At 62.4% G+C, this 25,902-nt stretch carries 22 protein-coding genes and 1 tRNA gene; 14 read left to right on the top strand and 9 right to left on the bottom strand.

Annotated elements, in window-relative coordinates; genetic code table 11:
* Positions 1-238 precede the first annotated feature (238 nt).
* The 7 genes from ABNQ38_RS33580 to ABNQ38_RS33610 all read right to left on the bottom strand — a co-directional run bounded on the left by ABNQ38_RS33580 (position 239) and on the right by ABNQ38_RS33610 (position 7,062).
* Positions 239-1,240, bottom strand: a complete 1,002-nt coding sequence (locus ABNQ38_RS33580) for an ABC transporter substrate-binding protein (RefSeq protein ID WP_377810596.1) — start codon at positions 1,238-1,240, stop codon at positions 239-241.
* 109 nt (positions 1,241-1,349) lie between these two features.
* Complete coding sequence (locus ABNQ38_RS33585) at positions 1,350-2,168, bottom strand: phosphodiesterase (protein WP_377810597.1); 819 nt, start codon at positions 2,166-2,168, stop codon at positions 1,350-1,352.
* A 40-nt stretch (positions 2,169-2,208) separates the two neighbouring features.
* Entirely contained in the window at positions 2,209-3,258 is a 1,050-nt protein-coding gene (locus ABNQ38_RS33590) for an ABC transporter ATP-binding protein (RefSeq protein WP_377811135.1), read from the bottom strand.
* Positions 3,259-3,286: 28 nt separating this feature from the next.
* On the bottom strand, positions 3,287-4,090 hold the full coding sequence (locus ABNQ38_RS33595) for an ABC transporter permease (protein WP_377810598.1): 804 nt from the start codon (positions 4,088-4,090) through the stop codon (positions 3,287-3,289).
* 4 nt (positions 4,091-4,094) lie between these two features.
* Positions 4,095-4,970, bottom strand: a complete 876-nt coding sequence (locus ABNQ38_RS33600) for an ABC transporter permease (RefSeq protein ID WP_377810599.1) — start codon at positions 4,968-4,970, stop codon at positions 4,095-4,097.
* Between the two features lie 8 nt (positions 4,971-4,978).
* Positions 4,979-5,995: an ABC transporter substrate-binding protein gene (locus tag ABNQ38_RS33605; protein WP_377810600.1), complete on the bottom strand. Its 1,017-nt coding sequence runs from the start codon at positions 5,993-5,995 to the stop codon at positions 4,979-4,981.
* Between the two features lie 29 nt (positions 5,996-6,024).
* Positions 6,025-7,062, bottom strand: a complete 1,038-nt coding sequence (locus ABNQ38_RS33610; protein WP_377810601.1) for a LacI family DNA-binding transcriptional regulator — start codon at positions 7,060-7,062, stop codon at positions 6,025-6,027.
* Between the two features lie 306 nt (positions 7,063-7,368).
* Here ABNQ38_RS33610 and ABNQ38_RS33615 point away from each other — a divergent pair.
* The 3 genes from ABNQ38_RS33615 to ABNQ38_RS33625 all read left to right on the top strand — a co-directional run bounded on the left by ABNQ38_RS33615 (position 7,369) and on the right by ABNQ38_RS33625 (position 11,076).
* Positions 7,369-7,445: transfer RNA gene (locus tag ABNQ38_RS33615), tRNA-Arg, on the top strand.
* Between the two features lie 101 nt (positions 7,446-7,546).
* Entirely contained in the window at positions 7,547-9,007 is a 1,461-nt protein-coding gene (locus ABNQ38_RS33620; protein WP_377810602.1) for a DUF6538 domain-containing protein, read from the top strand.
* Positions 9,008-9,474: 467 nt separating this feature from the next.
* Positions 9,475-11,076, top strand: coding sequence for a hypothetical protein (locus ABNQ38_RS33625; protein WP_377810603.1), 1,602 nt, complete (start codon positions 9,475-9,477; stop codon positions 11,074-11,076).
* Between the two features lie 399 nt (positions 11,077-11,475).
* Here the strand turns inward: ABNQ38_RS33625 and ABNQ38_RS33630 are convergent, their stop codons facing one another.
* Entirely contained in the window at positions 11,476-11,703 is a 228-nt protein-coding gene (locus tag ABNQ38_RS33630; RefSeq protein WP_377810604.1) for a helix-turn-helix domain-containing protein, read from the bottom strand.
* Between the two features lie 161 nt (positions 11,704-11,864).
* Between ABNQ38_RS33630 and ABNQ38_RS33635 the strand changes: the two genes are divergently transcribed.
* A complete protein-coding gene (locus tag ABNQ38_RS33635; protein WP_377810605.1) occupies positions 11,865-12,305 on the top strand; it encodes a hypothetical protein in 441 nt (146 codons plus the stop codon).
* 226 nt (positions 12,306-12,531) lie between these two features.
* Here the strand turns inward: ABNQ38_RS33635 and ABNQ38_RS33640 are convergent, their stop codons facing one another.
* A complete protein-coding gene (locus ABNQ38_RS33640; RefSeq protein ID WP_377810606.1) occupies positions 12,532-12,744 on the bottom strand; it encodes a hypothetical protein in 213 nt (70 codons plus the stop codon).
* 48 nt (positions 12,745-12,792) lie between these two features.
* Here ABNQ38_RS33640 and ABNQ38_RS33645 point away from each other — a divergent pair, with 48 nt between their 5' ends.
* From ABNQ38_RS33645 to ABNQ38_RS33690, 10 genes are all read left to right on the top strand, one after another.
* On the top strand, positions 12,793-13,647 hold the full coding sequence (locus tag ABNQ38_RS33645; protein WP_377810607.1) for a hypothetical protein: 855 nt from the start codon (positions 12,793-12,795) through the stop codon (positions 13,645-13,647).
* Between the two features lie 29 nt (positions 13,648-13,676).
* Positions 13,677-16,184, top strand: coding sequence for a PriCT-2 domain-containing protein (locus ABNQ38_RS33650; RefSeq protein ID WP_377810608.1), 2,508 nt, complete (start codon positions 13,677-13,679; stop codon positions 16,182-16,184).
* Positions 16,185-17,362: 1,178 nt separating this feature from the next.
* Entirely contained in the window at positions 17,363-18,832 is a 1,470-nt protein-coding gene (locus tag ABNQ38_RS33655) for a hypothetical protein (protein ID WP_377810609.1), read from the top strand.
* Between the two features lie 458 nt (positions 18,833-19,290).
* On the top strand, positions 19,291-19,599 hold the full coding sequence (locus ABNQ38_RS33660; RefSeq protein ID WP_377810610.1) for a hypothetical protein: 309 nt from the start codon (positions 19,291-19,293) through the stop codon (positions 19,597-19,599).
* A gap of 34 nt (positions 19,600-19,633) precedes the next feature.
* Complete coding sequence (locus tag ABNQ38_RS33665) at positions 19,634-19,993, top strand: HNH endonuclease (RefSeq protein ID WP_377810611.1); 360 nt, start codon at positions 19,634-19,636, stop codon at positions 19,991-19,993.
* 156 nt (positions 19,994-20,149) lie between these two features.
* On the top strand, positions 20,150-20,743 hold the full coding sequence (locus ABNQ38_RS33670; RefSeq protein ID WP_377810612.1) for a terminase: 594 nt from the start codon (positions 20,150-20,152) through the stop codon (positions 20,741-20,743).
* Between the two features lie 3 nt (positions 20,744-20,746).
* Positions 20,747-22,426, top strand: coding sequence for a terminase large subunit (locus tag ABNQ38_RS33675; RefSeq protein WP_377810613.1), 1,680 nt, complete (start codon positions 20,747-20,749; stop codon positions 22,424-22,426).
* Entirely contained in the window at positions 22,426-23,712 is a 1,287-nt protein-coding gene (locus ABNQ38_RS33680; protein ID WP_377810614.1) for a phage portal protein, read from the top strand. The genes ABNQ38_RS33675 and ABNQ38_RS33680 overlap by 1 nt, the downstream gene beginning before the upstream one ends.
* Positions 23,696-24,304 (top strand): HK97 family phage prohead protease, encoded by a 609-nt coding sequence (locus ABNQ38_RS33685; RefSeq protein ID WP_377810615.1) that lies wholly within the window; start codon positions 23,696-23,698, stop codon positions 24,302-24,304. Before ABNQ38_RS33680 ends, ABNQ38_RS33685 begins: the two co-directional genes overlap by 17 nt.
* A gap of 46 nt (positions 24,305-24,350) precedes the next feature.
* Positions 24,351-25,865 carry a phage major capsid protein gene (locus tag ABNQ38_RS33690; RefSeq protein WP_377810616.1) on the top strand — a complete coding sequence of 505 codons (1,515 nt, stop codon included), beginning with the start codon at positions 24,351-24,353 and terminating at the stop codon, positions 25,863-25,865.
* Positions 25,866-25,902 lie beyond the last annotated feature (37 nt).

Raw genomic sequence — 25,902 nt, forward strand, 5'->3', positions numbered from 1 at the left:
CCGGGGCAATCCCCCTCTCCCCCCCGGGGAGAGGGTCGGGGTGAGGGGGATGCACAGCGTGGATTTTCACAGACGGATCGGAGTACGCGATTCTTGAAGCTCCTCGCAACGCGCCCCCCTCACCCTAACCCTCTCCCCGCTTTCGGCGGACCATAGGTCCGCCTGTCGCGTCAGCGCAAACGAAGTTTGCGCGTGAGCGGGGGGGAGAGGGGAACCTTCCCATTTCGCATCAACCCACTCACCCGCCGAACAGATCGGCGAAGGCGCGCTTGTTGGTCTCGTCCTCGGCCAACGCCTTGGCGGGGTCGTAGGGCAGCAGCGTGATGCCGGCCGGGTCGGGGAAGCCCGGCGGCGGGTTCACCCCCGGCAGCGCCGGCAGGAAGCCCTGGGCCGAGGCCAGCTCCTGCCCCTCGCGGCTCAGCAGGAAGTCGATGAACGCCTTCGCCGCCGCCGGGTTCTTCGCGGTGCTGAGGATCGCCACCGGCTCGCTGACCGCGCTGACGCCTTCCTTGGGGAAGACGAAGGCGACGGGTGCGCCCTTCAAATGTTCACGGATCGGCAGGTAATCGACGATCATGCCATAGAGCTTCGCCCCGCCGGCCACGTCCTTCAGGATGCCGCCGTTGCCCTTGGCCGCGGTGACGCCGTTGCGCTGCAACGCCTCGTAATAGGCCATGCCCAGCGCCGGCTGCGCCTTGATCGACGCCATGTGGATGGCGGCGGCGCCCGAATAGAGCGGGCTCGGCATCACCGTGGTGCCCTTGGCCTCCGGCTTCAGCAGATCCTGCCAGGAGGTCGGCTTCATCGGGGCGGCGGTGTTGTAGACGATGCCGGTGGTGATCAGCTTGGTGCCGAACCAATAGCCCTGCGCATCGTGCGTGCCGGGGCGGAAGCCGGCGACCGGGGCGCCCTCATAGGGTTGCAGCCGCTTCTCCGCCTTCAGCGATTCCATCGTTACCGCGTCGGCGATCAGCAGCAGGTCCGGCTGCGGCGCCCCGGCGGTGAACTCGGCGCGCAGCTTGTTCATCAGTTCCGTGGTGCCGTTGCGGATCCACTCCACCTCGACGCCGGGGTTCTTCGCCTTGAAGGCCTCCACCGTCTGGCGGGCGTCCGGCTCCAGCTGCGAGGTGTAGAGCACCAGCTTGCCGGTGGCGCCGTCAGCCAGCGCCGCCTGGGAAATGGCGCCATGACCGAGCGCCAGCGTCAGGACCGCGGCGAAGGTGGCGAGAAACGCCTTCATCTCTGTCGTCTCCGTTGGATCGGGAGCCTTGTCCTACGCGATACCGATGACAGGCGCGTGACAATGGACGGAAAGGCCCAAATCAATCAATAGGGGCTGGCAATAGGGGCTAGTCGATCAGCTTTCCGTCCTTGAAGAAGGGATAGGGGCCGTCATAGTCGCCGATCGCGGCGGTGTGGCTGACCACCCCGGTGTCGGCGCGCCACATGTGGATCTGATAGCCCGGCGGCTCCATCACGAAGGCCGACGGCGCGTCGTCGCGCAGGTCGAGCGCCACCTGATGCGCGGTGGAGGGGGCGGTCGAGGCGATGGTGCCGGCCCAGCGCACCTGGATCGGCCGGTGCAGATGGCCGCACAGCACCCGCTCGACTTGGCTATGGCGGCGCACCACCGTGGCCATGTCCGCCGCCCCGCTCAGTCCCAGCCGGTCCATATGGCCGATGCCGGTATCGAAGGGCGGGTGGTGCTGGAAGATAATGGTCGGCCGGTCGGGCTGTTCGGCCAGCCGCGAGTCGAGCCAGCCGAGCCGCTCGGCGCAGACCTCGCCGGCGCCGGATCCCGGCAGGACGGTGTCCATCGCGATCAGCCGCACTGGCCACTCCTCCACCGTGTAATGGAAGAACGGGCTGCCGCCCACCCGCGCCGCCAGGTCGGGAAAGGCTTTGGCGAGACCGGCGCGCTCGTCATGGTTGCCGGGCACTGCGAAGAGCGGAATGTCGAGCGGCCGCAGCAGGTCAAGCAGCCGCTCATACTCCTCCGCATCGCCGGCATCGACAAGGTCGCCGGTGGCGAGGATGAAGTCGGGGCGCGGGGTGAGCGCCAGGACGGCGGCGACGGCGCGCTCCAGGAAGGGGGCGGTGTCGACGCGCCGGTAGGCGAGGCGGCCTAGCGGCTTGATGTGGGTATCGGTGATCTGGACGATGATCATGGGGAGCCTCTCGGGGGGCTTGAGTGTTCGTTCGGGGGCGTTACGGAACCGCCAGCACCCGTGCCGGATCGACGCGCAGCCACACCCGGTCGCCGCGTCCCAGTTCGCTGCGCCCGGCGGCATCCACCGTCAGCGCCGGCCCGTCCGCCGGCTCCACCACCAGCCGGGTGCGGTCGCCCAGGAACACCGCGGCGGCGACGGTGCCGCCCAGATGCCCGTCGGCCTCGCCGGCCAGCGCCAGATCCTCCGGCCGGACCAGCAGCTCAACCGCGCCCTCCGGCCCGCTCCAGGGCAGCGTCGCCGATCCGATGGACAGCGTCCCGCCACGCACCGTGCCGCCCAGCCGGTTCATCGTGCCGATGAAGTCGGCGACGAAGCCGTCCGCCGGCTGGTAGTAGATCTCGCGCGGCGTGCCCACCTGCGCCACCCGTCCCTTGGCCATCACGACGATGCGGTCGCCCAGCGCCATCGCCTCGCCCTGGTCGTGGGTGACATAGACGGCGGTGATGCCCAGCCCGCGCAGCAGCCGGTCGATCTCCAGCCGCAGACTGTCGCGCAGCTTGGCGTCCAGCGCCGTCAGCGGCTCGTCCAGCAGAAGCACGCGCGGCCGCACCACCAGGGCGCGGGCCAGCGCCACCCGCTGCCGCTGCCCCCCCGACAGCTGGTCGATCCGCCGCCCGGCGAACTCGCCGAGATGCATCAGATCCAGCATCTCCTCCACCCGGCGCCCGCGGTCGGCGCGGGCAACTTTGCGCACCTTCAGCCCGTAGGCGACATTCTCCGCCACCGTCATGTTGGGGAACAGGGCGTAGCTCTGGAACACCATGCCGACATTGCGCCGCTCGATGGGAAGCGCTGTGACGTCCTCCTCGCCGAACAGCACGCGGCCCCCCGGATCGGGGCTTTCCAGCCCGGCGATGATGCGCAGCGTCGTGGTCTTGCCGCAGCCGGAGGGGCCGAGGAAGACGATGGTCTCGCCGCCGCGGATGGTCAGATCCAGCGGCTCCAGCGCGCGGGCGCCGCCGGCGAAGGTCTTGCCGCAGCGCTCCAGGCGGATCGGCACGGCGTCGAGATGGAAGCTGTTCTGCATCACGCTGTCTGGCATTGTGGAAAAGACCTCAAACGGACGGACGGCCGCGCCTGGACAGACCCTGCATCAGGATCAGGCTCGGCACAATCATCAGGAAGAAGACGAGGGTGTAGGCGCTGCCGATCTCGATCCGCAGCGAGGCATAGCTGTCGGCCAGCCCGACCGGCAGGGTCTTGGTCAGCGGTGTGTGCAGCAGCCAGGTCAGGTTGAATTCCCCAACCGACAGGGTCAGCACCATCAGCGACCCGGCCAGGATGCCGGATCGGCAGTTGGGCAGCACCACCGTGGCGAAGCGGCGCAGGAAGCCGGCGCCGAGGCTGGCCGCCCCCTCCTCCAGCGTCGTCAGGTCGATGGAGCCCATCACCGCCAGCACGGCGCGCACCATGAAGGGCAGGGTGAACAGCACATGGCCGATCAGGATGAACAGCCAGCTGCTGCGCAGGTCCCCCACGCCGCCATAGGTGACGATCAGCGCCAGCGCGGTGGCGAGACCGGGGATGGCGACCGGCATCATCAGCATCTCCTCCACCAGCCGGGCGATCCGGCCGGGGCGCCGTGCCAGCGCATAAGCCGCCGGAACGCCCAGGACCAGCGTGCAGGCCAGACAGGCGAAGGCGATCTGCAGGGACAGCAGGATCGTGCCGGAATAGACCCGCAGAACCTCCTCGACCCAGCGCAGGGTCAGGCCGCTCTTCAGGCCGACGAAGTAGTTGGCGGTCAGCCCGGCCAGCATCGACATCGCCATCGGCACGGTCAGCAGGGCGCAGACCAGCTGGGTGAAGCCCAGTTGCAGCCAGAATCCCCAGCCGCGGCGGTTGGAAAGACTGTGCATCGCCTCACCCCGCCGCGGCGACGGAGGTGCCGGCGACGCTGCGCGCCACCGCCAGCGCGGCCCAGGTGATGAGGCCGAGCAGGACGCTGAGCGCCGCCGCCGCGGCGATGTTCGCCTGAAGCGTGAATTCGGTGTAGATCGTCATCGGCAGCACATTGATCCGGGTGGCGAGCGTGAAGGCGGTGCCGAACGCGCCCATCGAGGTGGCGAAGCACAGCGCACCGGCCGAGATCAGCGCCGGTTTCAGCGCCGGCAGGATGACGTCGGCCACCACGCGCCAGGAGGATGCGCCCAGCGAGCGCGCCGCCTCCTCCAGCCGCGGGTCCAGCTTCTCCGCCGCCGCCATCACCGTCAGGATGACGCGCGGGATCGAGAAATAGACGTAGCCGAGGAACAGACCGGCCATCGAATAGGCGAAGACCAGCTTGCCCACCCCCAGCGCCTGGGTGATTGTGCCGATCAGCCCCTGCCGCCCGGCCAGCATGATGACCATGAAGCCGATGACCACGCCAGGAAAGGCCAGCGGGAAGGTCATCAGCGCCACCAGCAGGGCATGGCCGGGAAAGCGGTTTCGCACCAGGAACAGCCCGGCGACGGTCGACACCGCCAGCGTCACCAAAGTCACCCCGGCCGACAGCGCCAGCGTGGAGATCAGGCTGTCGAGATGGCTGGGATCGGCCAGCGTGGTCAGGTAGGCCGACCACCCCGCCGTCCCGCCGGCACCGATCAGGATCAGCCGGACCAGCGGCAGCAGGAAGAAGGCGGCGAACACCGCCGCCGCCGGCGCCAGCAGGGCCGCCAGCCGCAGCGGTTCGCCCACCCACCCCGGCCGGGCCGGCGGACGCGCCGCCGGCCGGTGGGGAAGGGGGGTATCCTGCACGCAGGCGCTCACTTCACCTCCGCCTGATAGCGGTCCATGAAGCCCTTCTGCGCCTCGGCCATGCGCACCAGATCGACCGGACGGGCGCGGGCATAATCGGCGGCCGGCAGGAACTTGGCCGCGGTTTCCGCCGACATGGCCTCGGCGCGCACCGGGCGCATGAAGGCGTTGGCCCACAGGGTCTGGCCCTTGTCGGACAGCACATAGTCCAGCACCTTCTTCCCGTTCTCCGGGTTCGGGCCGTTCTTGACCAGCGCCATCACATAGGGAACCGACACCGTGCCTTCCGTCGGGATGACGAAGGCGACCGGCGCCTTGTCGGTGTATTTGGCGCGGTAGGCGTTGAAGTCGTAGTCGATCAGGATCGGAATCTCGCCCGACAGCACGCGGGCGTAGGAGGTCTGCTTCGGCACGATGGGCTGGTTCTTCTGCAAATCCCTGAACCAGCCGACCGCCTTGTCGAAGCTGCCGTAATCGCCGCCCAGCGCCAGATTGACCGCCACCGCGCCGACATAGCCGACGGCGGCACTGGTCGGGTCGAGATAGCCGACCATGCCCGCATAATCGGGCTTCAGCAGATCGGCCCAGCTCTGCGGCACCGGCTTGCCGCCCAGCGCCTCGGTGTTGACGAAGAAACCCAGCGTGCCGCTGTGGATGGCGAACCAGTTGCCGTCGGCGTCCTTCATCCCGTCGGGGATGTCGGCCCAGCCCGCCGGCTTGTAGGGGGTGACGATGCCAGCATCCTTGGCCTGGATGCCGACCGGCCCGCCGAGATAGGCGACGTCGGCCACCGGCTTGTCCTTTTCCGCCAGCATGGCGGCCATCGCCTGGCCCGAGTTCTTGTTGTCGAACGGCACGGCGATGCCGAGATCGGCCTTGATCGCCTTCAGCTGCGACGCCCAGTCCGCCCATTCCGGCGGGCAGTTGTAGCAGATTGCGACCGGCTCCGCGGCTGCGGCGGGCGTCACCACTGTGGTCAGGGCGGCGGCCAGCGCGGCAGCGCCGAGAAGGAGCGGCTTCAACATGATTGCGTGTGTCTCCGTTCGGAAAGCGCTTAGGAGGATGTCGATGGCGCCGGGCCGAGCGATTCGCCCGGCCGCAGGGTGAAGGGCAGCATCACGGCGCGGCCCTGCAACTCGCCGGAAAAGCCGGTGCGCAGGCATTCGAAGGCGGTGGCGCCCATGGCGCGGGCCGGTTGCACCAGGGTGGCGAGGCTTGGCGCCATCAACCGCCCGACCTCGATGCCGTCGAAGCCGCAGACCGACACGTCGTCCGGCACCGACTGGCCGAGGTCGCGCAGCGCCCGGATGGTGGCGAGCGCCAGCATGTCGTTGGAGGCGAAGAAGGCCGTCGGCCGTTCCGGCCCCTCCAGATGGGGGGCCAGCCGGTGGGCCAGCCGCAGCTCGTTGAAATCGACCTCAACCACCGGCCCCGGCGGCAGCCCGGCATCGTCGAGCGCCGCCAGCCAGCCGGCATGGCGCCGGCGCGAGCGGTCGGACTGGCGGAAGCGCCCGGCGATCATGCCGATGCGCCGGTGGCCGAGTGCCGCCATCCGCTCCACCACCGCGCGGGCGGCCGCGACATTGTCGACCGACACATGGGCGCGCGGCACCCGTTCCGGCTGGTTGTAGGCCAGCACATAGGGCAGCCGCACCTCGTCCAGCGTGTCGAGCGACCCGCTGCGGTCGGCATCGGCGACTGTCAGCACCAGCCCTTCCACCCGGTTGGACAGCAGCCCCTCGATGGCGCGCACCTCCCGCCCCGGATCGTAGTCGGTGGAGGCGATCAGCACGCTGTAACCGGCCTCCGCCGCCGCGTCCTGGATGCCGGCGACGCTTTCGGCGAAGACGGGATTGGTCAGCGACGGCACCAGCACGCCGACGGTGCGGGTGCGCGCCGCCTTCAGGTTGCGGCCGATGGTGCTGGGGCGGAAGGACAGGTCGGAGGCGGCGGCGCGCACCTTCTCCATGGTTGCCGGCGTGGCGTTGCCGCTGCCGTTGAGGACGCGCGACACGGTGGCGATGGACACCCCGGCGCGCGCCGCCACGTCGCGGATCGTCGCCACGCGGTCCATCGCGCGCCCATCCGCCATCCGTCCATCGCCCGCCCGCATCCCGCCCCGCACCATCCGCCACCCGTATTCCCGGCTGTTGTTTCCGGCGCCGGCCGATCCGGCGCGGGTGCAGAGTGGCGGCGCTGTGTTGCAATCGCATGACGCCGTGAAAACGGTTTCGTGAAGAATGGAAACGTTTCCATCGCTGCGGATCGGCAGAAGCGGTGCGCTGTGAAGGCAGTGGTCGAGGGGCTGACGCAAGCGTCTGCAAGCCGTCGAAAAATCTGCGATTTTTGTGTTTGCGTCCCCGAATGGCTTGGGCTATGTTGCGCCTCCACCAGCGATGGACCCGTAGCTCAGCTGGATAGAGCGCTGCCCTCCGAAGGCAGAGGTCATGAGTTCGAATCTCGTCGGGTCCGCCATCCTCTTGTGGAAGCCTTGGTATCCCTAAGTTTTGTTGTGGAGCAAGGCATTTCGCGATAATTCGAGCGATAGTTTTACGCTTGAATTGGAGGGGTGGGGCTTGGCTGGCGACCGCTATATCACTCGCTCACACAATACCTTTTTGTTTCAAATGAGCGTTCCGGCAGACTGCCAAACGGTGGTTGGGAAGAAGCTCGTTCGAAAGTCACTCAAGACTGGCGACCGCCGAATCGCTGCGCAACGCGCGCGCCCGCTAATTGATCATTGGCATCACGAGTTTGACCGCATCCGGGGCCGGGAGATGGCATTGGCTGAAGCCGCCCCCCTTCTGCAGAAGTTGGGTTTCAACGAATCTCTGACGGAGGAGAACGTCCGATGTTTCGCCCGAGTGGTGGAACACGAGGCGCATTGGCGATTCAAGATACAGGCTGGCAAGCTTCGATCTCTGGGAATTGAAGTCGACGTCGATGGCGCGCTCCGTCCACTCCGTGCCGAGCAAGAGGGTAGGCTATCCCAGATCCGCGAGGCGGTTGCATTGGTGACCGGTGAGAACCCGCCGGCGAAGCCACGCATCAAGTCGGCCATGGATGATCTTTTTGATCGCTGGAAAAGAGAGGCGCGACCCACACCGAACTCTGTACGCGAATGCGAATATTCAGTACGTCGCTTTCGTGAGATGTTCAGCAATGTCGAGATTAATTCCATAACCAAGCCAATGGTTAGGCAATTCCGTGATGCCATGCTGGAAGTACCAACCAGAATTAATAATGAAGAATCGGCAATGTCGTTGCCTAAGTTGCTTGAAAAGTACCACGGTAAGGACGTGGATCGGTCGTCTGTTGCGTCAGCGCGTAAACGGCTAAGCTTTCTGAAGACCCTGCTTACCACTGCTGTAGACGCTGGCATCATCGAAGAAAGCCCAGCAGACGGCGTGAAAATCAAGGACGATGGCGCCAAACCTGACCAAGCTCGTCGAGCATTTACTTATGCTGAGCTGGAGTTGATCGTTCGCAGGTTGGCTGAAAAGGATGACACTTTCCGATGGGTGACTATCTTGGGTATTACGACAGGTTGTCGGCTTGGAGAGATCGCACAGCTGACGGTCAATGACGTTCAGTCTGAGGATGGAGTGACGTTTCTGTCTATCAATGCCGCCGACGGAAAGTCGATTAAAACCGCGTCGTCAGTTCGTCGAGTGCCTTTGCATCCTGATATTAAGCAGAGCTTCATCGATTTCATCAAAAAGAGAAAAGATCGAATCTTCCCAGATATTCAGCCAAGCGCTAACGATAATATTTCTGATTTAATTTCTAAGCGGTGGAATCACTGGCGGAAGAATATTGGATTCAATGAAAAGGGCCTGTGCTTCCACTCTCTTCGTCATAGCTTCAAGGACCGATGCCGAGAAGCCGGGATAGCCGAAGAAATCCACGACGCCCTGACCGGACACAGCGGCGGAGGAATCGGCCGGCGGTATGGCGGGCGCCCGCCGCTCCGCGTCCTGGCCGATGCGGTGGCGAAGCTGCGGTTCCCAGCGGCCTCCGTCTCATCTGCCCAGTAAAGCGAAACCCCAGGAGAGGCACGGCAGCCTGTCCTGGGGCTCTCTAGTGCGGTGGGCGCGTACCTTGCGGCAGAGGGGCTTCACCGCCAAATTGATTGACCCTGCCCCAGGGCGACCGCGGTGCACGCGGCTTGACTCCGAAAAGACGCTGGCCGGGGACTTACTGAGCCAGCAAGTGCTTATCACGCTGGCGCAAATAGTCAAGCTGCCGCCATGAACGCTGGGGCAACGTGCCCCAAATGAAACTGTTCCCGTAACTTTCCAGCCTCCTCATGCCGCGCCGTTTGGCGCCACCCATCCACGCGCCTTCGGAATGCCGTTCCAGTGCTCTGATGAATGATCCGGGCTAGTCAAGCCAGAGAGCGACGCCGCCAGCGGCGGGATCAGCGAACAAGCCTTGACGCCATAAAGTGCGCGAGTCAAAATTTTAGGCATTTGAAAAATTATGAACATAGGATGGCCCGGTCGTGAAGATTTTCTGGACATGGCAATCCGATACCCCCGGTCCTACGGGGCGATTTCTCATCAAAGGCGCGCTCAAGGACGCCATTGAACTGCTGAAGTCGGACACGGAGATCACCGAACCAACGCAGCAAGACAATCGTGATGAGATGCACCTCGACCATGACCGCCAGAATGTCTTGGGCAGTCCAGATCTCGCCGCTCTTATTATGGAGAAGATTGCCGAGTCGACTGTGGTGGTTGCAGATGTCACACCTGTTGGTTTTGCAATCGCAAAGCCGGGCGACGATCAAGCCGAAAAACCGCCGAAACCAAAGTCGATGATCAACTCAAATGTAGCAATTGAGGTTGGCTTCGCGCTGGGAAAGCACGGAGACGAATGTCTAGTGATGGTCGTTAATGCTCATTACGCCGGAGGAAAGAAGGAATTTAAACACGAATCGCTTCCGTTTGATCTTAGGCATAAAGCCGGGGCGGTAATATACGATTTGCCTCCAGATGCGGACAGTGAAGCGATTAAAGGGCAAAGAAAACAATTGGCGAAGGAGTTTAAAGACATTTTGAAAGCATACCTGTCAAATCCGCCTCGTCGTAAAAACGTGCGTGAGCCAAGGTTGGCTCTGTCAGTTCTCGACCATGAGGAGGCTAGCGTCAGCCAGTTGATCCTTCCATTACGCCGAATTCGTCGATTTACAGAAGAGGAACTAAGGGATCTGGTTGCTCTGGTATCAGAACGCTATCCAATGCATGATTTTCGTATGAAAGATGATATTGGCTTAAATAAAAGAAACGAAATTCAATCTCATATTGATAGGTTGAACAAATTTCACAGACTATTTGATAGTCATTATCCGCAAGCGCCTGCTGATGTTACGCCGGAAAGAATTAAGCATTATCAAGAAGTAGAATATCCTGCATATTTGAAGGATATCGAGAAATATTTTATGGTTGCGAATGATAGATTGGCAATTGATTGTTTTGCTCATAAAGTAACGTTAGCCTTGGATAATCAAGGAAATGCTCCTGCTGATGGTGTGTTGTTGAGCTTTGAGGTTACTGGAGATGTTTCGATTTCACTTTATGAAAATGAGAATAAAGATATTTATATTAATAATGGATTATTTCCACTGCCAAGTCCGCCGTCGCCCCCCAAACCTGAGGCAAGGAATGTCGGGGTACCATTAGGGTTTTCGTCGTTGGCTCGGAGCTTTGAATCACCATTCGTGCTCCCTGGGAGAATGGGCCGGGATCAACGTGATCCGTTGGCATTTTATTGGCGTCAGAGCCTAACCGATGGAGATGGTAAGTCGGCGGAACTTGAGTGCGAAGACTTCCGGGCGGGAAAAAAGGATCGGACGTATTTGTGGCTGATCCCGGAAATCAAAATTGGAGATTTGACCAGTGGTCAAGAAATTGGGCGCTTTATCGCACGTGCTGAAGCGCGTAACGCTGACGTCGTCGAAATTGACGTTCCTATAGTGGTTAGTATTGCCGAATCACATGACATTCTTGCTGAGATAGTTGCAAGAGGAGGCGATGAGGCCACTATAGAAATACTTCGCACCGTTTTTGGTTATGCGGACTCCAAGCAAAAACGGCCGGAATAGAGCGGTGGAGATATAATGAAGTAGGATTTATATTATTCCGCGATCGGAGGGTGTGTAGAGATATTTGCTAGATTTGCGTTGTGGCAGAAGTCCGTGTCTCTTTCTTCCGCCGATGCTGTAGAGAAGGACGCCATATCCAATAATCTCCAACCCTAGTGTGTATGACCGCCTGTGCCCGATGTGCGGTGGGCGTAACGCGTTCTTTGGGTTCGGGCCGCCGGGCGCCGATGTCGGGGTACGCTGCTACTACCTGCGGCATCGGGGGAATGGAAAGCGGTGGTGGGCCAGCATGCGCGGGGCGTTGGGCCCGGAGTAAGGTGCGGTGCGCATGAACAAGTGAACAGGGCCGGGCGCATAGTTCCAGCCTGTTGCGTTGTTGGATGCCGCGCTTAGCATCCGTCATTTCCGGAGCCTTACCCCGGCCCCTTCGCCGTTCTCCGCGATGAACAGCACGCCGGCCGCTTCCATGGCGGCCTGAATCGCCTGCAGGTTGGCAGCAATTGGCGTCCGTCGACCCTTCTCGAAGTCCCGAACAGTGCTCAAGCCGACGCCGGCGGCGTCGGCAAGCTGCTGCTGGCTCAAATCGAGAAGCCCGCGAGCGGCGCGGCTTTGTTCTGGCGTAATCATGGGTCGATGATCGAATGATCGTCGGAAGGCGTCAACTTTTTTCGTTGACCAGAGCCAATGTCAACGAATATCGTTGACACATGAAGACGGTGCCAGGGCACGCCACCACGTGAGCCGCACCGGCCAACCGAATCGACATTGCCGCCGAAGGACGCCGAATCATGACCGATTCACGCGACGCCACCCTCATGCCGAATCGCAGGACCGTATTGACCGCCGCGGTCCTGCCGCTGATACCCGCCCCGTCTACTGCCCAGGAGACTCGAAGCGATCAGGCGATAGCCGAGCTACGCGGCCAGTCAAGCGCCGCACAGGCCCGTGCCGAGGTCCGCCGGCTCGCCCTGGAGGTTGCCGGGGCTGCCGATGGGGCGGAGCAGGGGGATCCTGAGTGGCTCCACGAGATTGCCGCATCCGATGGGGCGGACACGGCTGTTAGCGATCATATCCACACCCTGGAGCGCACGCCCGCTGTCGGGCTGGCTGGAGCCATAGCCAAGCTCGAATTCGCGGTTGCCGATGGGTTTGGCAAGTCTGTGCCGCTGGCGCGCTCGGCACTCGACGACCTGAGAAGGATGGCGACGGGCGGATATCCTTGGAAATAAAGTAGTAATTTTTGGGATCTTTCTACCACTATTGGTAAATAAACAAAACATCAAAAACCCTGTGTAAACACAGGCGTTTCTAGCTCTGCGAAAAAGAGTTGGTCCATCCATTTTGATAGGGAACTGCGACGTTACCAAAATTGTGGGTACTTGCTGTATGGATAATTCTCACGCATCTTCACTTCAGTTTCACCGACGATGTCAGGGGAAAGGGATGTCAGCCAGCTTACGGAAAGATCTCTTCACCAAGGAAGAGATCGTGAAGCAAGGATTGGTTTCTTCCATTCCGACGCTTTATCGGCTCATCAAGCAGAACAAGTTTCCATTCGGTACCAAAGTCGGCAAAAAGCGTTTCTGGCATCGCCAAGACATTGAAGCGCTTTTCGTAAAACCGAAGTCCTGAGCGACCATAAAACTCAAAAATCTGCGGATCTGCCAACACGCCATTTCGGCGTGAACGCCCGATACTTGCCTAGAGGAGAACAACATGCAGGCTTCTGCTCAGACAGCTTTAGAGGTCCCCTCCCTGGACGGCATCGGCGGGGTGCTGGCGGACTGGATGACGGCAACCGCACCGGTGGCCTGGGCGCCCGATCTGTCCATGCTGGCCGCTGTGTCAGCGCTTGGCGCGCTGTACGCCGGCCGCTACGTCAGCGATGGCCGCATCAGCACGCAGATCTACGTAATGGGTTCTGCGCGCGACAGCATGGTCCTGAGCCACATCGCGACAGCGACGCACAGCATCAACGCGGCGATCCCCAGCCGCTGGCCGGACCGCGCCAATCTGGAGGTGTGTCGACACCTGGATCAAGATGCCTGGAAAGACTGGCTTCTCTGCGGTCGCACCTGCGCACGGGCATTCGTCGAGTGGTCGCCGATCCACGGGCGTGATTCAGTGCTGTGTCTGGCGGATGACGGCAATATGCAATCTCTCGTGGCCTACGCCCGGCAGGACACCATGCACGGCGTAATGGTACGCGACTTGCTGGGGCGATTTGTCTTCGTCCCCGCCACCTGCGACCGCGCGAAGCGCGCACACTTTGCTCCCGCCGCTATGCCGCCGGATATCGCGCGCCTGCTACGAGATCACGACCGACAGGCGCGCGGCGGAGTGGTGCGCTCCGGCACCAACGCGTCAGACGCCTTTTCCGACGCGCGGCAGGCTTGGCGTGGTGCCGGAGCGCTGTGGGATCACGCCGAAACAAACGCGCTGAAGTTGGCCATGATCAGCGCCATTTCTGCCGATCCGATCCACCCCATCATGCGCCAGGACGATGCCGATTTCGGCATCCACATCATCTCGCGTGGGATCGGGGCGCTCGCCGCGCTCATCGAGCGATGATTCAACCGCATCAGCACCAGGGATCAAGCATGTCCGTCCCTCCGACCCAACCCGTCGACACCATCACCATCCTCGAATGCACGGAAGACCATCGGGCCACCAAGCGCATCCGGCTTGGGCCGGGCGCCACCGGCACGGTGATCGACGGCTACGATGCCGGGACGTGGTTCATGGCTCGCGAGGTGCCGGTCAGCAACTTCGACGATCTGGCCGCGCTGCTGCAGGAGCACAGCGCCAACCCGAAGGCCTTCGTGATCCGCGGGGCGTCGAGCGGCGCGTGGAGCCTGGAGTTCCCGGTGCGGCGCACCAGCATCAGCAAGCCCATGCAGCCGGCGGCGTTTCGTGCCCAACCGCGCCGCTGGCTGGCTATCGATATGGACAAGGTGCCCATGCCGGCCGGGACCGATCCGGTCAGCGATCCGGACGACGCCATCGAATACCTGCGCGGCCAGCTGCCCGACGAGTTCCAGGAGGCCAGTTGCTGGTGGCAGTTCACCAGTGGCCAGGGCTTCAAGGGCGACACGCTGAACTCGCGGCTCTGGTTCTGGCTGGACCGGCCGCTGAACGACGTCCAGCTGCGCACCTGGGCGCGTGAGCAGGATCACATCGACGCGGCGCTCTACAACGCGGCCGAGCCCCACTACATCGCGGCACCGATCCTGGGTCCGGGCGTGCGCGATCCGTTGCCCCGCCGGTCGGGCGTCTATCGCGGCGAGACGGACGCCGTTTCGCTGCGCCTGCCGGAGCGCGAGGAGATGGCGGCCCGTGAGTGGACGCGCCAGCTGGCGGCCGACGGCGGCACGGAGGTCGCGCTGCACGAGGTGGTCGACTATCTCAACGCCATCCCGAACGATGATCTGGGCTATGACGAGTGGCTGTCGGTCGGGGCCAAGGTGAAGGCCGCGGTGGGTGACGCCGGCGAGGATGCTTTCGCGGAGTGGTCGGCCCGGTCCCGGAAGAACGACGACGACGTGGCGCGCCGCAAATACCGCAGCCTGCAGGGTGGGGGCTCGCCGCTGGCGCTGTACCTGATGGCGCGCGATCACGGCTACAGCTTCGACCACATCTTCGATCTCGGTGCGATCCGCGTGAACGCGCTGAACCGCGCCGACCGGAACCGGGGCGCGGCACTGATCACCGTGCCGGCTGGTGCCGGTGCGGCGGATGACGAAGATTGGACGATGGAGGATCCAGCGCCGTCGGCTTGGGTGCCGCCGGCGAATGACGCATCCATGCCGCCGGCCGGCGCTCCGCCGCTCAGCCCGCCACCAGCCGAGGCGGAGGAGGGCGATCCCGTCTTGCCGCCGGTGTGCTACGACCTGGGCGGCATCGGCGGCCTGATGGTGGATTGGATCAACCGTACGGCGCGCAAGCCCCAGCCCGAACTTGCCATCCTGAACGTGCTGGCGGCTCTCGGCGCGGTGTACGGCCGGCGGTACAAGACGGACACCGAGATCCGCACCAACCTGTTCACGCTGGGCATGGTGCAGACGGGCGCCGGCAAAGACCACAGCCGAAAGCTGATTACCAAGCTGTTCATGTCCGCCGGGCTGAGTCGACTGTTAGCCGGAGACGATGTCTTCAGCGGTAGCGGGCTGCATCGCGTGCTGGTGGAGCGCCCAAGCTGCCTTGCGCAGTGGGACGAATTTGACGAGTTGTTGCAGCGGGTCGCCACGGAAAAGCAAAGCAGCGGCATCAAGAAGAAGCTCTTAACCGCATACAGTTCGTCCAGCGGTGCCATGCTGGGGGCGGAGTATGCCGATGCCAAAATCGCGCGCGTCGACGTGATGGAGCCGCATCTCAATCTGTATTGCACCGCCACACCTGACGGCGTGTTCAACACCCTGTCCAGCAAATCCGTGGTCGATGGATTCCTTAACCGCTTTATCGTGGTTACGGCCCGCCGCGCGGCGCGACAAGTCAAGATCGCGGATTCAACGCCACCCGATTGGCTTGTGGATGAGATGAAGCGCCACGCCGACGTGAGGCCGGAGGGAGGCGGCAATCTGTCTGGCGTCATGACGACGCGGGCCGACATCGCGCCGCGATACGTCGTGGTGACCACCGACCCAGCCGCAGCCGAGATGCTCGACGACGCCGAAGATTGGCAGGATGAACATCTGTCCGGGGCGGATCCGGCTCGGGACCTGTTCGGCCGTCTGCGTGAGAATGCGAACAAGGTGGCGGCCATTCGCGCCATCAGCCGCGATCCAGCCGCGCCGCGCATCACGGCGGAGGATGCGGCCTACGGTCTGGCGCTGGTGGGGCACTCCGCCGAGCGGCTTGCGGAACACGTCAAGCAGCGCGTTGCCGACGGGCCTCGTGAGGCGCTTGTTAAAAAGGTGCGACGCCTGATCGAGAGCGCTGGTTCGGACGGGCTTTCCATGTCGGAATTTACAAAGCGGATGTGTGATGTTGACCCGCGGGTTCGTCGCGGGATCTTAGACGATCTCGTAGCGGCCGGAGATGTCGCGGAGACCATCACGCGCAGTGGGGGGAAAGGACGGCCAAAGACGGTCTTGAGGGCTGTGGCGTAGCCTGAGCTGAACGACGACCCATTTCCATTTTCCACCCCCATTATCTTCGGATCAAAAATTAGGCCAGATTCGCGAGTGATTGCTGGGGTTTTGCGGTGTGGCGATTTTCTTCATTTTTTTCGGATGGTCCATGGGGTGGGGCGCCGTCTCTGGGGGCGGGGGCGGGGGCGGGGGCGGGGTGGAGAGGGGAAGGGGGATACCGGAAGAAAAGAAGAAAATAAGAGAGTTTATAAAAAACCTATATACTACAACGGTTTGCGACGCCGATTTTCTTCGGATTTTGGTCCCGAAGAAATCCGCTACAAATCCGGAAATTGGATGCCAAGCTATCATTGTCCGCCCGCCTGGAGGAGTCCGCGGCGGGTTTCTGGTTCTCATGCCCGAAAGAATGGCCGGTAGCATTTTTGCCCGCAATGCGAACTATGCCTGTTCGGCGATTGCGTGACGCTGGAGTACATACACAGTTGGATCCAATGGTGTCACTGTCGTGCCCAAAAGCAAGTTCACTTTCCGCAACATCGCCCTGACAGTGCTGTGGCGGGCTTTACGCTATCTATACTTCTGAGCAAGTACGCCCGCCCGGCCTGCCGCCAGTTCAGTACGGAACTGGTGGCGTCCGCTTTGGCGGAGATCGTGCGATAGGTCAAACGCAACGGACAGCAGCGCCGTGTCACCCGGACATCGGAGGAGTCTGGCTCACCAATACCTCATAATATCTCAATTGAGGCGGGGAAAACGCGAGCGCCGCCATAGTTTCATAAACGGACGGCCTATGCTATAATAGGTAATCCATACCACTGGCATTCTATGCGGAGGCGTGCATTTATGATTAGACATATACATATCGGCTGGTCAGCATATTTTTATGTGAGAACGAAACAGTTCAGCAACGATACCATTGAGAGTCTATTCTCCGAACTTCCCAAAACCGTTCAAAATGCAGGGGACTGCATTATTCGAGACGTGCGCAAAGATCAGGATGGGCGAACATATTCGGCAATATGCTTCTCCTATGATCGCCTACCTACGTTTCTTTCTGAGGAAGCGGAGTTAGTAGACCGTGTTCATGGATACATGCTGATTGTTGAGCATGAGGATCTCATCGCAATTCACAGATCTGGACTGGAAATACCCCGACTTTTAAGAATGAATGGTTGAGGCAAGTAGGAAGCAGCGCTGTGGAGCGTGCGATTGCAAAAGCCGATGCCAAATTCGAGTCCATGCGAATGCGTTCGATGTCGATCTCTAAGCAAGCGGTCCGCATGAAGACGTTAGAAGCTGACGATCTTGAAAATGCAATGCCAATGGGTAGCGCAAGCCGGTATGTGGGGCAGCGCTATAGGGTCAGACGCGGAAGCACCCGTTACACGGCATCGCCGACCACTGGTCGCATCAGTCAGAACTCAGATCGCGCTGGATACATTGCCGCAATTAACTGGTCTGTTGAAGTAATGGCTGAACTCACTAATGGCACTGGCACAGTTGCTCAATTTATCGAGAGTTTTGCCCGCCCCACGGATCTTTCTTCGCTAGCAAACACCGTAAATCCGACGAATCTATCAATCAACATCCCGGAAATCGCTGACCGCGTATTCTCAGATCCTCCTCTTATAAAACTAATGGCAAAGGTAAAGCCTAAAGAATTCCGCGAACTTACAGTTGAAGAGCGCTACGAATTCCTCAAGACGATTGATCAGGAATTTTGGATTGAAGGTCCTCGCGATAATCTCCAAATCCTTGATGCTCCCGGCGGCGCCAAGATTGGAAGTCTAAACTGGGGGAAAAATCGAATTGGGCTTTCAACATTCGCGACAAATAAAACTGAGAGCATCTATGTAGCTAAGGGAGACCAAAATATTGATGAAACTCAACCAACTGCCCTCAAAATGTACCTTGATCGCGAAAACTTGTACATTGTCCTATTTGACGACGTGAGCATAGCCTATTTGAATGGCGAATTGTTTCAAGATAAAGCAATGCACGATGGTGGCGCTTTATTTCTTAGCCACCTCATTCCAGAGAATTGCTTGCAAACCGCGTCAAGCGAAAAGGGAAATTTCCGAGCTAACCAGAAAAAATTTTCCCCAAACTCTGTTTTTGGACAATTAGTAAATACGATTTCTGCAAATGACGACATTATTATCTGTGATGATCTTGGAGATGAATGGGCAGATTTCATAGGTGTGAACACGAAAAGTGCACCACCGATGATTACATTCTATCATGCTAAGCACGGGGACCTATCATTGGGAGCGTCTGCATTTCACATCAGTGTAAGTCAAGCGGAGAAGAACCTCGGCCGTCTAGCTTCTTCACCCGCGGCCATGATCGCCAAGTTTGCTGGGTGGATGGCGAGGCCTTATGCGAATGATAAGAAAGTAACATCAATTGCGCGCCTGATTCGTGGTGGTCAGAGAGTTGATATCGAGCAAAAAATCGAGAAACTGCGCAACTCTCCAGAACTGGTACGACGCGTATCGATTGTTACGTCTTCCTTGAGCAAAAAGGATGTTGAGGACGCATTCACTAGCATTAAGAATGGCGGACGCCCAAGCGCACATTTCGTTCAACTATATTGGCTATTAAGTTCATTCTTCTCTGCATGCGCTGAAGTAGGGGCTGCCGGTTACGTTGTCTGTCAACCTTAACTGATTGTGTGCATGAGTTAGGTAAGAGTGCCTTCTGCTTTTGGATCTTGGCGGCTGCTTTAGACCATTTCCAACATGCGGACCGAGAACCTTGCTTTGCATACCACCTAATCTTCAACCTGACGGCATGCAGGATAACCGCGGAGGCTGCCTTTTTACATTGAACAGCTTGCTTGGCATCTGCTTGCGGACCGTCAACAAGAGCGCCGGAAAACTGCGCCGCTCAGCGGTTATGGTTTCAGGAAGGTACGCTCCAGCCAAACCCGCCCGGTCATCGGACTGTGGCGGGTTTTTCCTGAATGTATCGCCTCAACGCAGAAATCGTTGCGCTTCACCTGTTTTCGGTAATGAGGGCATCTGCGCTCCGGCGGGCAGTACCGCGGACCGGCCCGGCGGGGAGGCGGCGAGGCAGGACACCGGGCCGCGCTGCCACCCCCTACCCACGCAGCTTTGCTGCGGTGGGCATCGTCGTTTTCTGGAGCTTCGCCGCGATGGACAACATTCCGCTCCCTGACGTCGGCGACACGCTCGCCCGCATCGCCATCCTGTCGCCAACTGCTCAGGTCGCTGCGGTCGTCACGCTTGGCTGCATCGCGGTAGCATGGATCTGGACCCGCCGGCCGCAACCCGGCCCCGGAAACGAGACCTTCCAACTCGTCATCACCAGCATGACCGAGCAGGCGAAGGCCACAAATGCCCTGGCCGAGCAGGTCGAGCGGGTGGTGGAGCAAAATGCTGCGATCCTCGCCCGCTTGCAGGTGGGCTGACCCCATGGCTCGTCTCCGCTCCCTTCGCTCACCGTTGGCCATTCTGGATACCCGCACCGGCAAGGCCCTGGCACCCGTGGTGTCGGAGCAGGACCGCAAGCGCCGCCACGACGAGACCCGCGGGTCGGCCCGTCAGCGTGGCTATGACCGTGACTGGGAGAAGCTGCGGGATGCGGTGGTGATCGAACGCGGGTGCCGATGCGAGGCGTGCGGCACCATCGTGGTGCTGCGCAAGCGGGAGGCCACAGCCACCACCCCCGTGGCTGAGGTCGACCATGTCGAGAGCATCATCGACCGGCCCGACCTGCGTCTGGAACGCTCGAACCTGCGGGTGCTGTGCAAGCCCTGCCACTCGGGGCGGACGGCCAGGGATCAGGGGTTCGCGCGTGGCTGACCCACCACCCCGACTGGCACGCCCCTTGCATTGAGGGGTAGGGGGTGTCGAAAGTCTGGGGGGCGGCCGACCGGGGGACCGCGCCTCCCCCCATTCAGAGTTTTTTCCCCTCCAAATGAATTTGAGGTGCGCACTTTGCGGTGCGCACGACCCGCCATGGCGAAACGCAAAAACATCGATTGGGCAGCGATTGAGGCCGCTTTTCGGGCCGGAAAGCTGTCAAATCGCCAGATTGCAGAGCGTTTCGAGGTATCGGAAAGCGCTATCCGGAGCCGCGCGAACAAGGAAAAATGGGTGCGCACTGCGCACGAAAGTGCGCATCAAAGTGCGCACTTGCCGGTGCAGGAAATCCTGCCGCCCAACGACCAGATGGCGCGGCCGTTGCACCCCGCCGAGTGCCGGGAACACGTCGAACACGCCCGCGATATCGCCGGCCGGATGCTGGACGAACTCGACGCCGTCACGGCGCATGTCGGCGAGCTGGAGCAGCTGATCGAGGTCGAGACTGCCGACGACGAGAACGGCCGGCGCCGTGCCGCGATGCTGAAGGCCATCTCTCTGCCGGCCCGATCCATGACGCTGAAGACCATCGTGCAGGCCCTGGCGGTGGCCAAGGAGGTTGCCGGCGTCGGGATCGGCGGCGGCAAGAAGGAAGAGGCCAAGGCCAAGGCGCAGGAAGCCGCCAAGCCCGGCAACAAGTTCGCTCCCCCGGCGCCGCCGCGCCTCGCCGTCGACAACACGAAGGGCTGACGCATGCAGTGGACCACCGCATGCCCCGACTGGGAACGGCGCATCGTCGCTGGCGAGTCGTTGATCCCGTGCCCGCCGCTGTTCGCGGCCGAGGCCGAGGCGGCGCTGAAGATCTTCCGCGCGTTGAAGCTCGTCGACGTTCCCGGCAGCCCGACGATGGAGGAGGCGTGCCGGCAATTCGTGTTCGACTTCGTCGGTGCGGTGTTCGGCGCCTACGACGCGGACACCGGCCGGCGGCTGATCAACGAGTTCCTGCTGCTGATCAGCAAGAAGAACAGCAAGTCGACCATCGCCGCCGGGATCATGGTCACGGCGCTGCTGCGCAACTGGCGGCAGAATGCCGAGTTCATCATCATCGCGCCCACCATCAAGATCGCCCAGAACTCCGCCGATCCGGCCATGGCCATGATCGGCGCCGATCCGGAGCTGTTCGAGATCCTCAAGCCGATCCCGCATCTCAAGACCATCGAGCACCGGACGACCGGGGCGACGCTCAGGATCCTCGCGGCCGACAGCGACGTCGTCACCGGCAACAAGGCCACCGGGGTGCTGATCGACGAGTTGCACGTCTTCGGCACGCGGGCGAACGCCGAGGCGATGCTGCGCGAGGCCCGCGGCGGATTGACCTCCAGGAAAGAGGGCTTCGTCATCGCCCTGTCCACCCAGGGGGAGGAGCCGCCGGCCGGCGTCTTCAAGCAGTGGCTGGCCCGCTTCCGCGACATCCGCGACGGCAAGCTCCGGGCGCCGAAGTCGCTGGGAGTGCTCTACGAGTTCCCCAAGGCGATGTTGGAAGCCAAGGCGCATCTCCGGCCGGAAAACTTCTACGTCACCAACCCCAACATGGGGGCGTCGGTCGACGAGGAGTTCCTGCTCGACGAGTATGCCAAGGCCCAGCTGGGCGGCGAGGGTTCCGTCCGCGGCTTTCTGTCGAAGCACTTGAACGTCGAAGTCGGCTTGAACATGGGCTCCGACCGTTGGGCGGGTGCCGACTTCTGGGAGGTCTGCGGCGAAGAGGGCCTGACGCTCGAGGCGATCCTCGCCCGCTGCGAAGTGGTGGTGGTCGGGATCGACGGCGGCGGGCTGGACGACCTGCTGGGCTTGGCCGTGCTGGGGCGCTGCCGGGAAACCCGGCGCTGGCTGATGTGGCACCGCGCGTGGGCGCACCGGATCGTGCTGGAGCGCCGGAAGGAGATCGCGCCGCGCCTGCTCGACTTCGAGAAGGACGGCGACCTGACCATCGTCGACGATCCCGCCCAGGCGGTGGTGGAGCTGGCCGACATCGTCATGCAGGTCGAGCAGGCCGAGCTGCTGGCCGAACAGGGCATCGGTGTCGACGCCGCCGGCATCGGCGAGATCGTCGACGAACTGACCGGACGCGGCATTGCATTGGAGCGGATCATCGGCATCAGCCAGGGCTGGAAGCTGAACGGCGCGATCAAGACGGCCGAGCGCCGGCTGGCATCGAAGACCGCGGCGCATGGCGGCCGGCCGATGATGGCGTGGTGCGTCGGCAATGCCCGCATCGTCCAGCAGGGCAACGCCATCTCGATCACCAAGCAGGTCAGCGGCTCGGCGAAGATCGACCCGCTGATGAGCAGCTTCAACGCCGTGGCGCTGATGGCGACCAACCCGTCTGCCAAGGGCCCGGTGACGGCAGCCAGCATCTTCGGAGGAGTGGTGTGATGTGGCCTTTCAGCCGGAAGGAAAGCCGCTCCGAGCCGACGTTCGACCAGTGGCAGAACATCCCGTTCTTCGGTTACGGCCCGACCTCGGCCGGCGTGACGGTGACGGCGGAGAACCCGATCACCCACCACACGGTGTTCTCCTGCATCAACGTCATCGCCGAGGGCGTGGCGATGCTGCCGCTCAACCTCTACCGCGAGCGCGGGCCAAACCGGAAACCGGCGACCGATCACCCGCTGTATGAGCTGCTGCTGACCAGCCCATGCCCCCACATGACCGCCTTTGCGTTCTGGAAGCTGGTCCTGTTCGAGAAGCTGCACTACGGCAACCACTACAGCCTGAAGGTGCCGAACGACAATGGCGTGCTGACCGAGCTGCATCCGGTCGAAAACGGCTGCGTTCAGCCTTTCTGGTACCGCGACCCAATCGACAAGAAACGGCGTCGGGCCTACCGCATCGGCACTCCGGACGGTGCGCAGGCGGTGTTTCTCGAAGACGAAGTGTTCCACGTCCAGAACCTGCCCATCCTGCGCGGGCCGGACTATGGCCTGAAGGGCGTCTCGGTCTGGCAGCACTATCAGGCCGAGACGATGGGCGGGGCGCTGGCCACCAATGAGTTCGCCAACGCCTCCTTTGCCAACGGCGCCAGCCTGTCGGGGATGATCAGCGTCAACGCCCCCCTGAACTCCGAACAGGGCCGCGAGGCGCGCAAGCTAGTGCAGGAAACCTATGCCGGCGCCTCGAAGGCCGGAAAGATCGGGGTGTTCGGCAACGACGCCAAGTTCTTCCCCATGAGCATGGATGCCCAGAAGTCGCAGCTTCTGGAGTCGCGGAAGTTCGACCGTTCGGTGATCGCCGGCATCCTGCGCGTGACGGCGCACCTGATCAACGATCTGGAGCGCGGCACCTTCTCCAACGTCGAGCACCTGGACCTCGCCCATTACAAGCACTGCCTGACGCCGCATCTCACCGACCTGTGCCAGACGGTGGCGAAAGACCTTCTGACCCCGGAAGAGCGGCGAACGATCTATGCCGAGCACGATCCCACGCTCCTGCTGATGGGCGACCAGAAAACGTTGGGCGAGGTGTTGGAAAAGGCCGTCCAGAACGGCCGGATGACGCCGAACGAGGCCCGCGCCGTCACCAATCTGCCGCCGCTGCCGGGTGGCGACGAGCTGTACATCAACTCCGCCTCCGTCCCCCTGCGTCTCGCGGCGGCGGGGAAGCCGGAGCCTCCCACCGACCAGCCGGCCAAGAAGGAAAACGCCGATGCCGCTACTGCTTGACCAGGACGGCGAGACGCCGGCCGAGTTCGAATTGCGCTGGGCGACCGACGCCGAGCTTCGCGCAGTGGACGATCAGACCCGCCGCCTGACCGGCTATGCCGCGACCTTCAACACGCCGACGAAGATCCGCTCTTGGTCCGGCGAGTTCGACGAGGTGATCGACGTTGGCGCCTTCGGCGAGACCCTGCGCAGCGGCGCCGACGTCCGCCTGCTGGTCGAGCACGATCCCCGCTCGCTGCTGGCCCGGACCTCGGCCGGCAACCTGACCCTGGGCGAGGATGCCAAGGGGCTGCGCTACGAAGTGACCTTGCCAGATACACAGCTCGGGCGGGACACCTACGAGCAGGTGCGGGTCGGCAACTACAAAGGCATGTCCTTCGGCTTCCGGCCGATGAAAACCCGCACTCAGTACGACGACAAGGGCAAGCTGCGCTCGGTCGCGCTCCAGACCGTGGAGCTGCGCGAGATCACCATCACCAGCATGCCCGCCTATCCCAAAACCAGCGTGGCCATGCGCTCGCTGTTCACCCGGTCGGAAGCTCCGGCCGATCCCCTGGCGCTCCGTCTTCGCCTCGCGAAGCTGCGGGGCTGACCCGGACCACACCGGCGCCGCGCGCCATATCACCACGAGGATCACCATGAAGCGTCATCGTCTGACGACGGCGTTCGCTGCGCTGTGCCTGCTGCTGGCCGGCGTCGCCGCCATCGACCTGCTCCCTGCCGCCGCGTTTGCCGCCAGCGGCATCGCCCACACCAGCTTTCCCCATTTCGGCGATGCCGGCGGGCTGCTGTCCATCGTCGCCCTGGGCGGCTTCACCCTGAACGAGCTGAAGCAGAAGCGATCCAAGCTGATCGAGGAGATGGAAGCCCTGGCCAAGGGCGAGCTGACCGACGAAACCCGCTCGGCCTTCGACGCCAAGGAGACCGAGCTGGCCAAGCTGGACGAAGACATCAAGCGGGCGGAGCGGATGGAGAATGTCCGCCGCTCCGCCGCTGCATCCCAGGCACCGGCGGACAACCAAGCCGGCGGCCTCATCGAGGAAAGGGCCGCACAGCACCCGGTGGCGCCGCAGGTGGTGCCGCAGCGGGACATCGGCGAGGAGTTCGGCGGATTCGTCCGTTCCTTCGCCATGTCGCAGTTCACGCTCCGCAACTCCGGCACCTTCGTCCCGCCGGCCAGCATCGCCAAGGACCTCTATGGCGAGCGCCATCCGGTCACCGAGGCCGCGACCCGCGCCCAGACCCTCAACGACAACGCGGCGGGCGGCTTCACCGTGCCGCAGAACTATGCGGCTGGTGTGATCCGCCTCTTCGGACCGAATACGGTGGTGCGCAAGCGTGCCCAGGTCGTGCCCGGCAACGCCAGCTATCTGAAGGGCAAGACCGGCGCCTCGGTCGGCTATGTCGGCGAGAACGAACAGGGCCAGACGACCGGCGTCACCTGGGGCCTGATCGACATGAAGGAGAAGGACATCTCCGCCATCCTGCCGATCAGCAAGAAGCTGCTGCGCAACACGGCGTTCGGGGTGGAGGCCTACTGCCGTGATGAACTGAGCCGCGCGGCCGGCGAGTTCGAGGACCTGCAGTACCTCCGCGCCGACGGTACCGGCAAGAAGGTGAAGGGTTATCTCTACGCCATCCCCGGACCCAACAAGATCGCCGCCATCAACAAGGCGGAGCCGACGGCGGCCGAGGTGCGCAAGGACCTGACCAAGGTTCTGCTGAAGCTGGCTGAAGCCAACGTCACCATGATCAACCCGGCGTGGCTGATGGCGCCGCGCACGCTGATGTTCCTGCAGAACCTCTACACCCCCGGCGGTGAGAACTTGGCGTTCCCGACGTTGCAGGGCGAGAACCCGACGCTGATGGGTTATCCGGTGGACACCACCACCCAAATCCCCGTGAACCTGGGAGGCGGGAACAACGAGTCGGAAATCTTCTTCGGCTCGCACGGTCACGCGATGATCGGCGACAGCGTGACGATGACGCTGTCGACCTCCGATCAGGCGTCCTTCGTGGATGCCGGCGGTGCGCAGGTCAACCTGTGGGCCCAGGGCATGCTCGGCATCAAGCTGGACATGAGCCACGACTTCGCCCTGCGCTACGAGCAGGCCTTCGCCATGCTGACCGCGGTGAAGTGGGGCGCCGCCTGACCATCGATTGAAGGGGCGCCTGGGGGCGCCCTTTCAC

It is taken from the genome of Azospirillum sp. A29 (genome assembly GCF_042604625.1).
Lineage (GTDB): Bacteria > Pseudomonadota > Alphaproteobacteria > Azospirillales > Azospirillaceae > Azospirillum > Azospirillum palustre.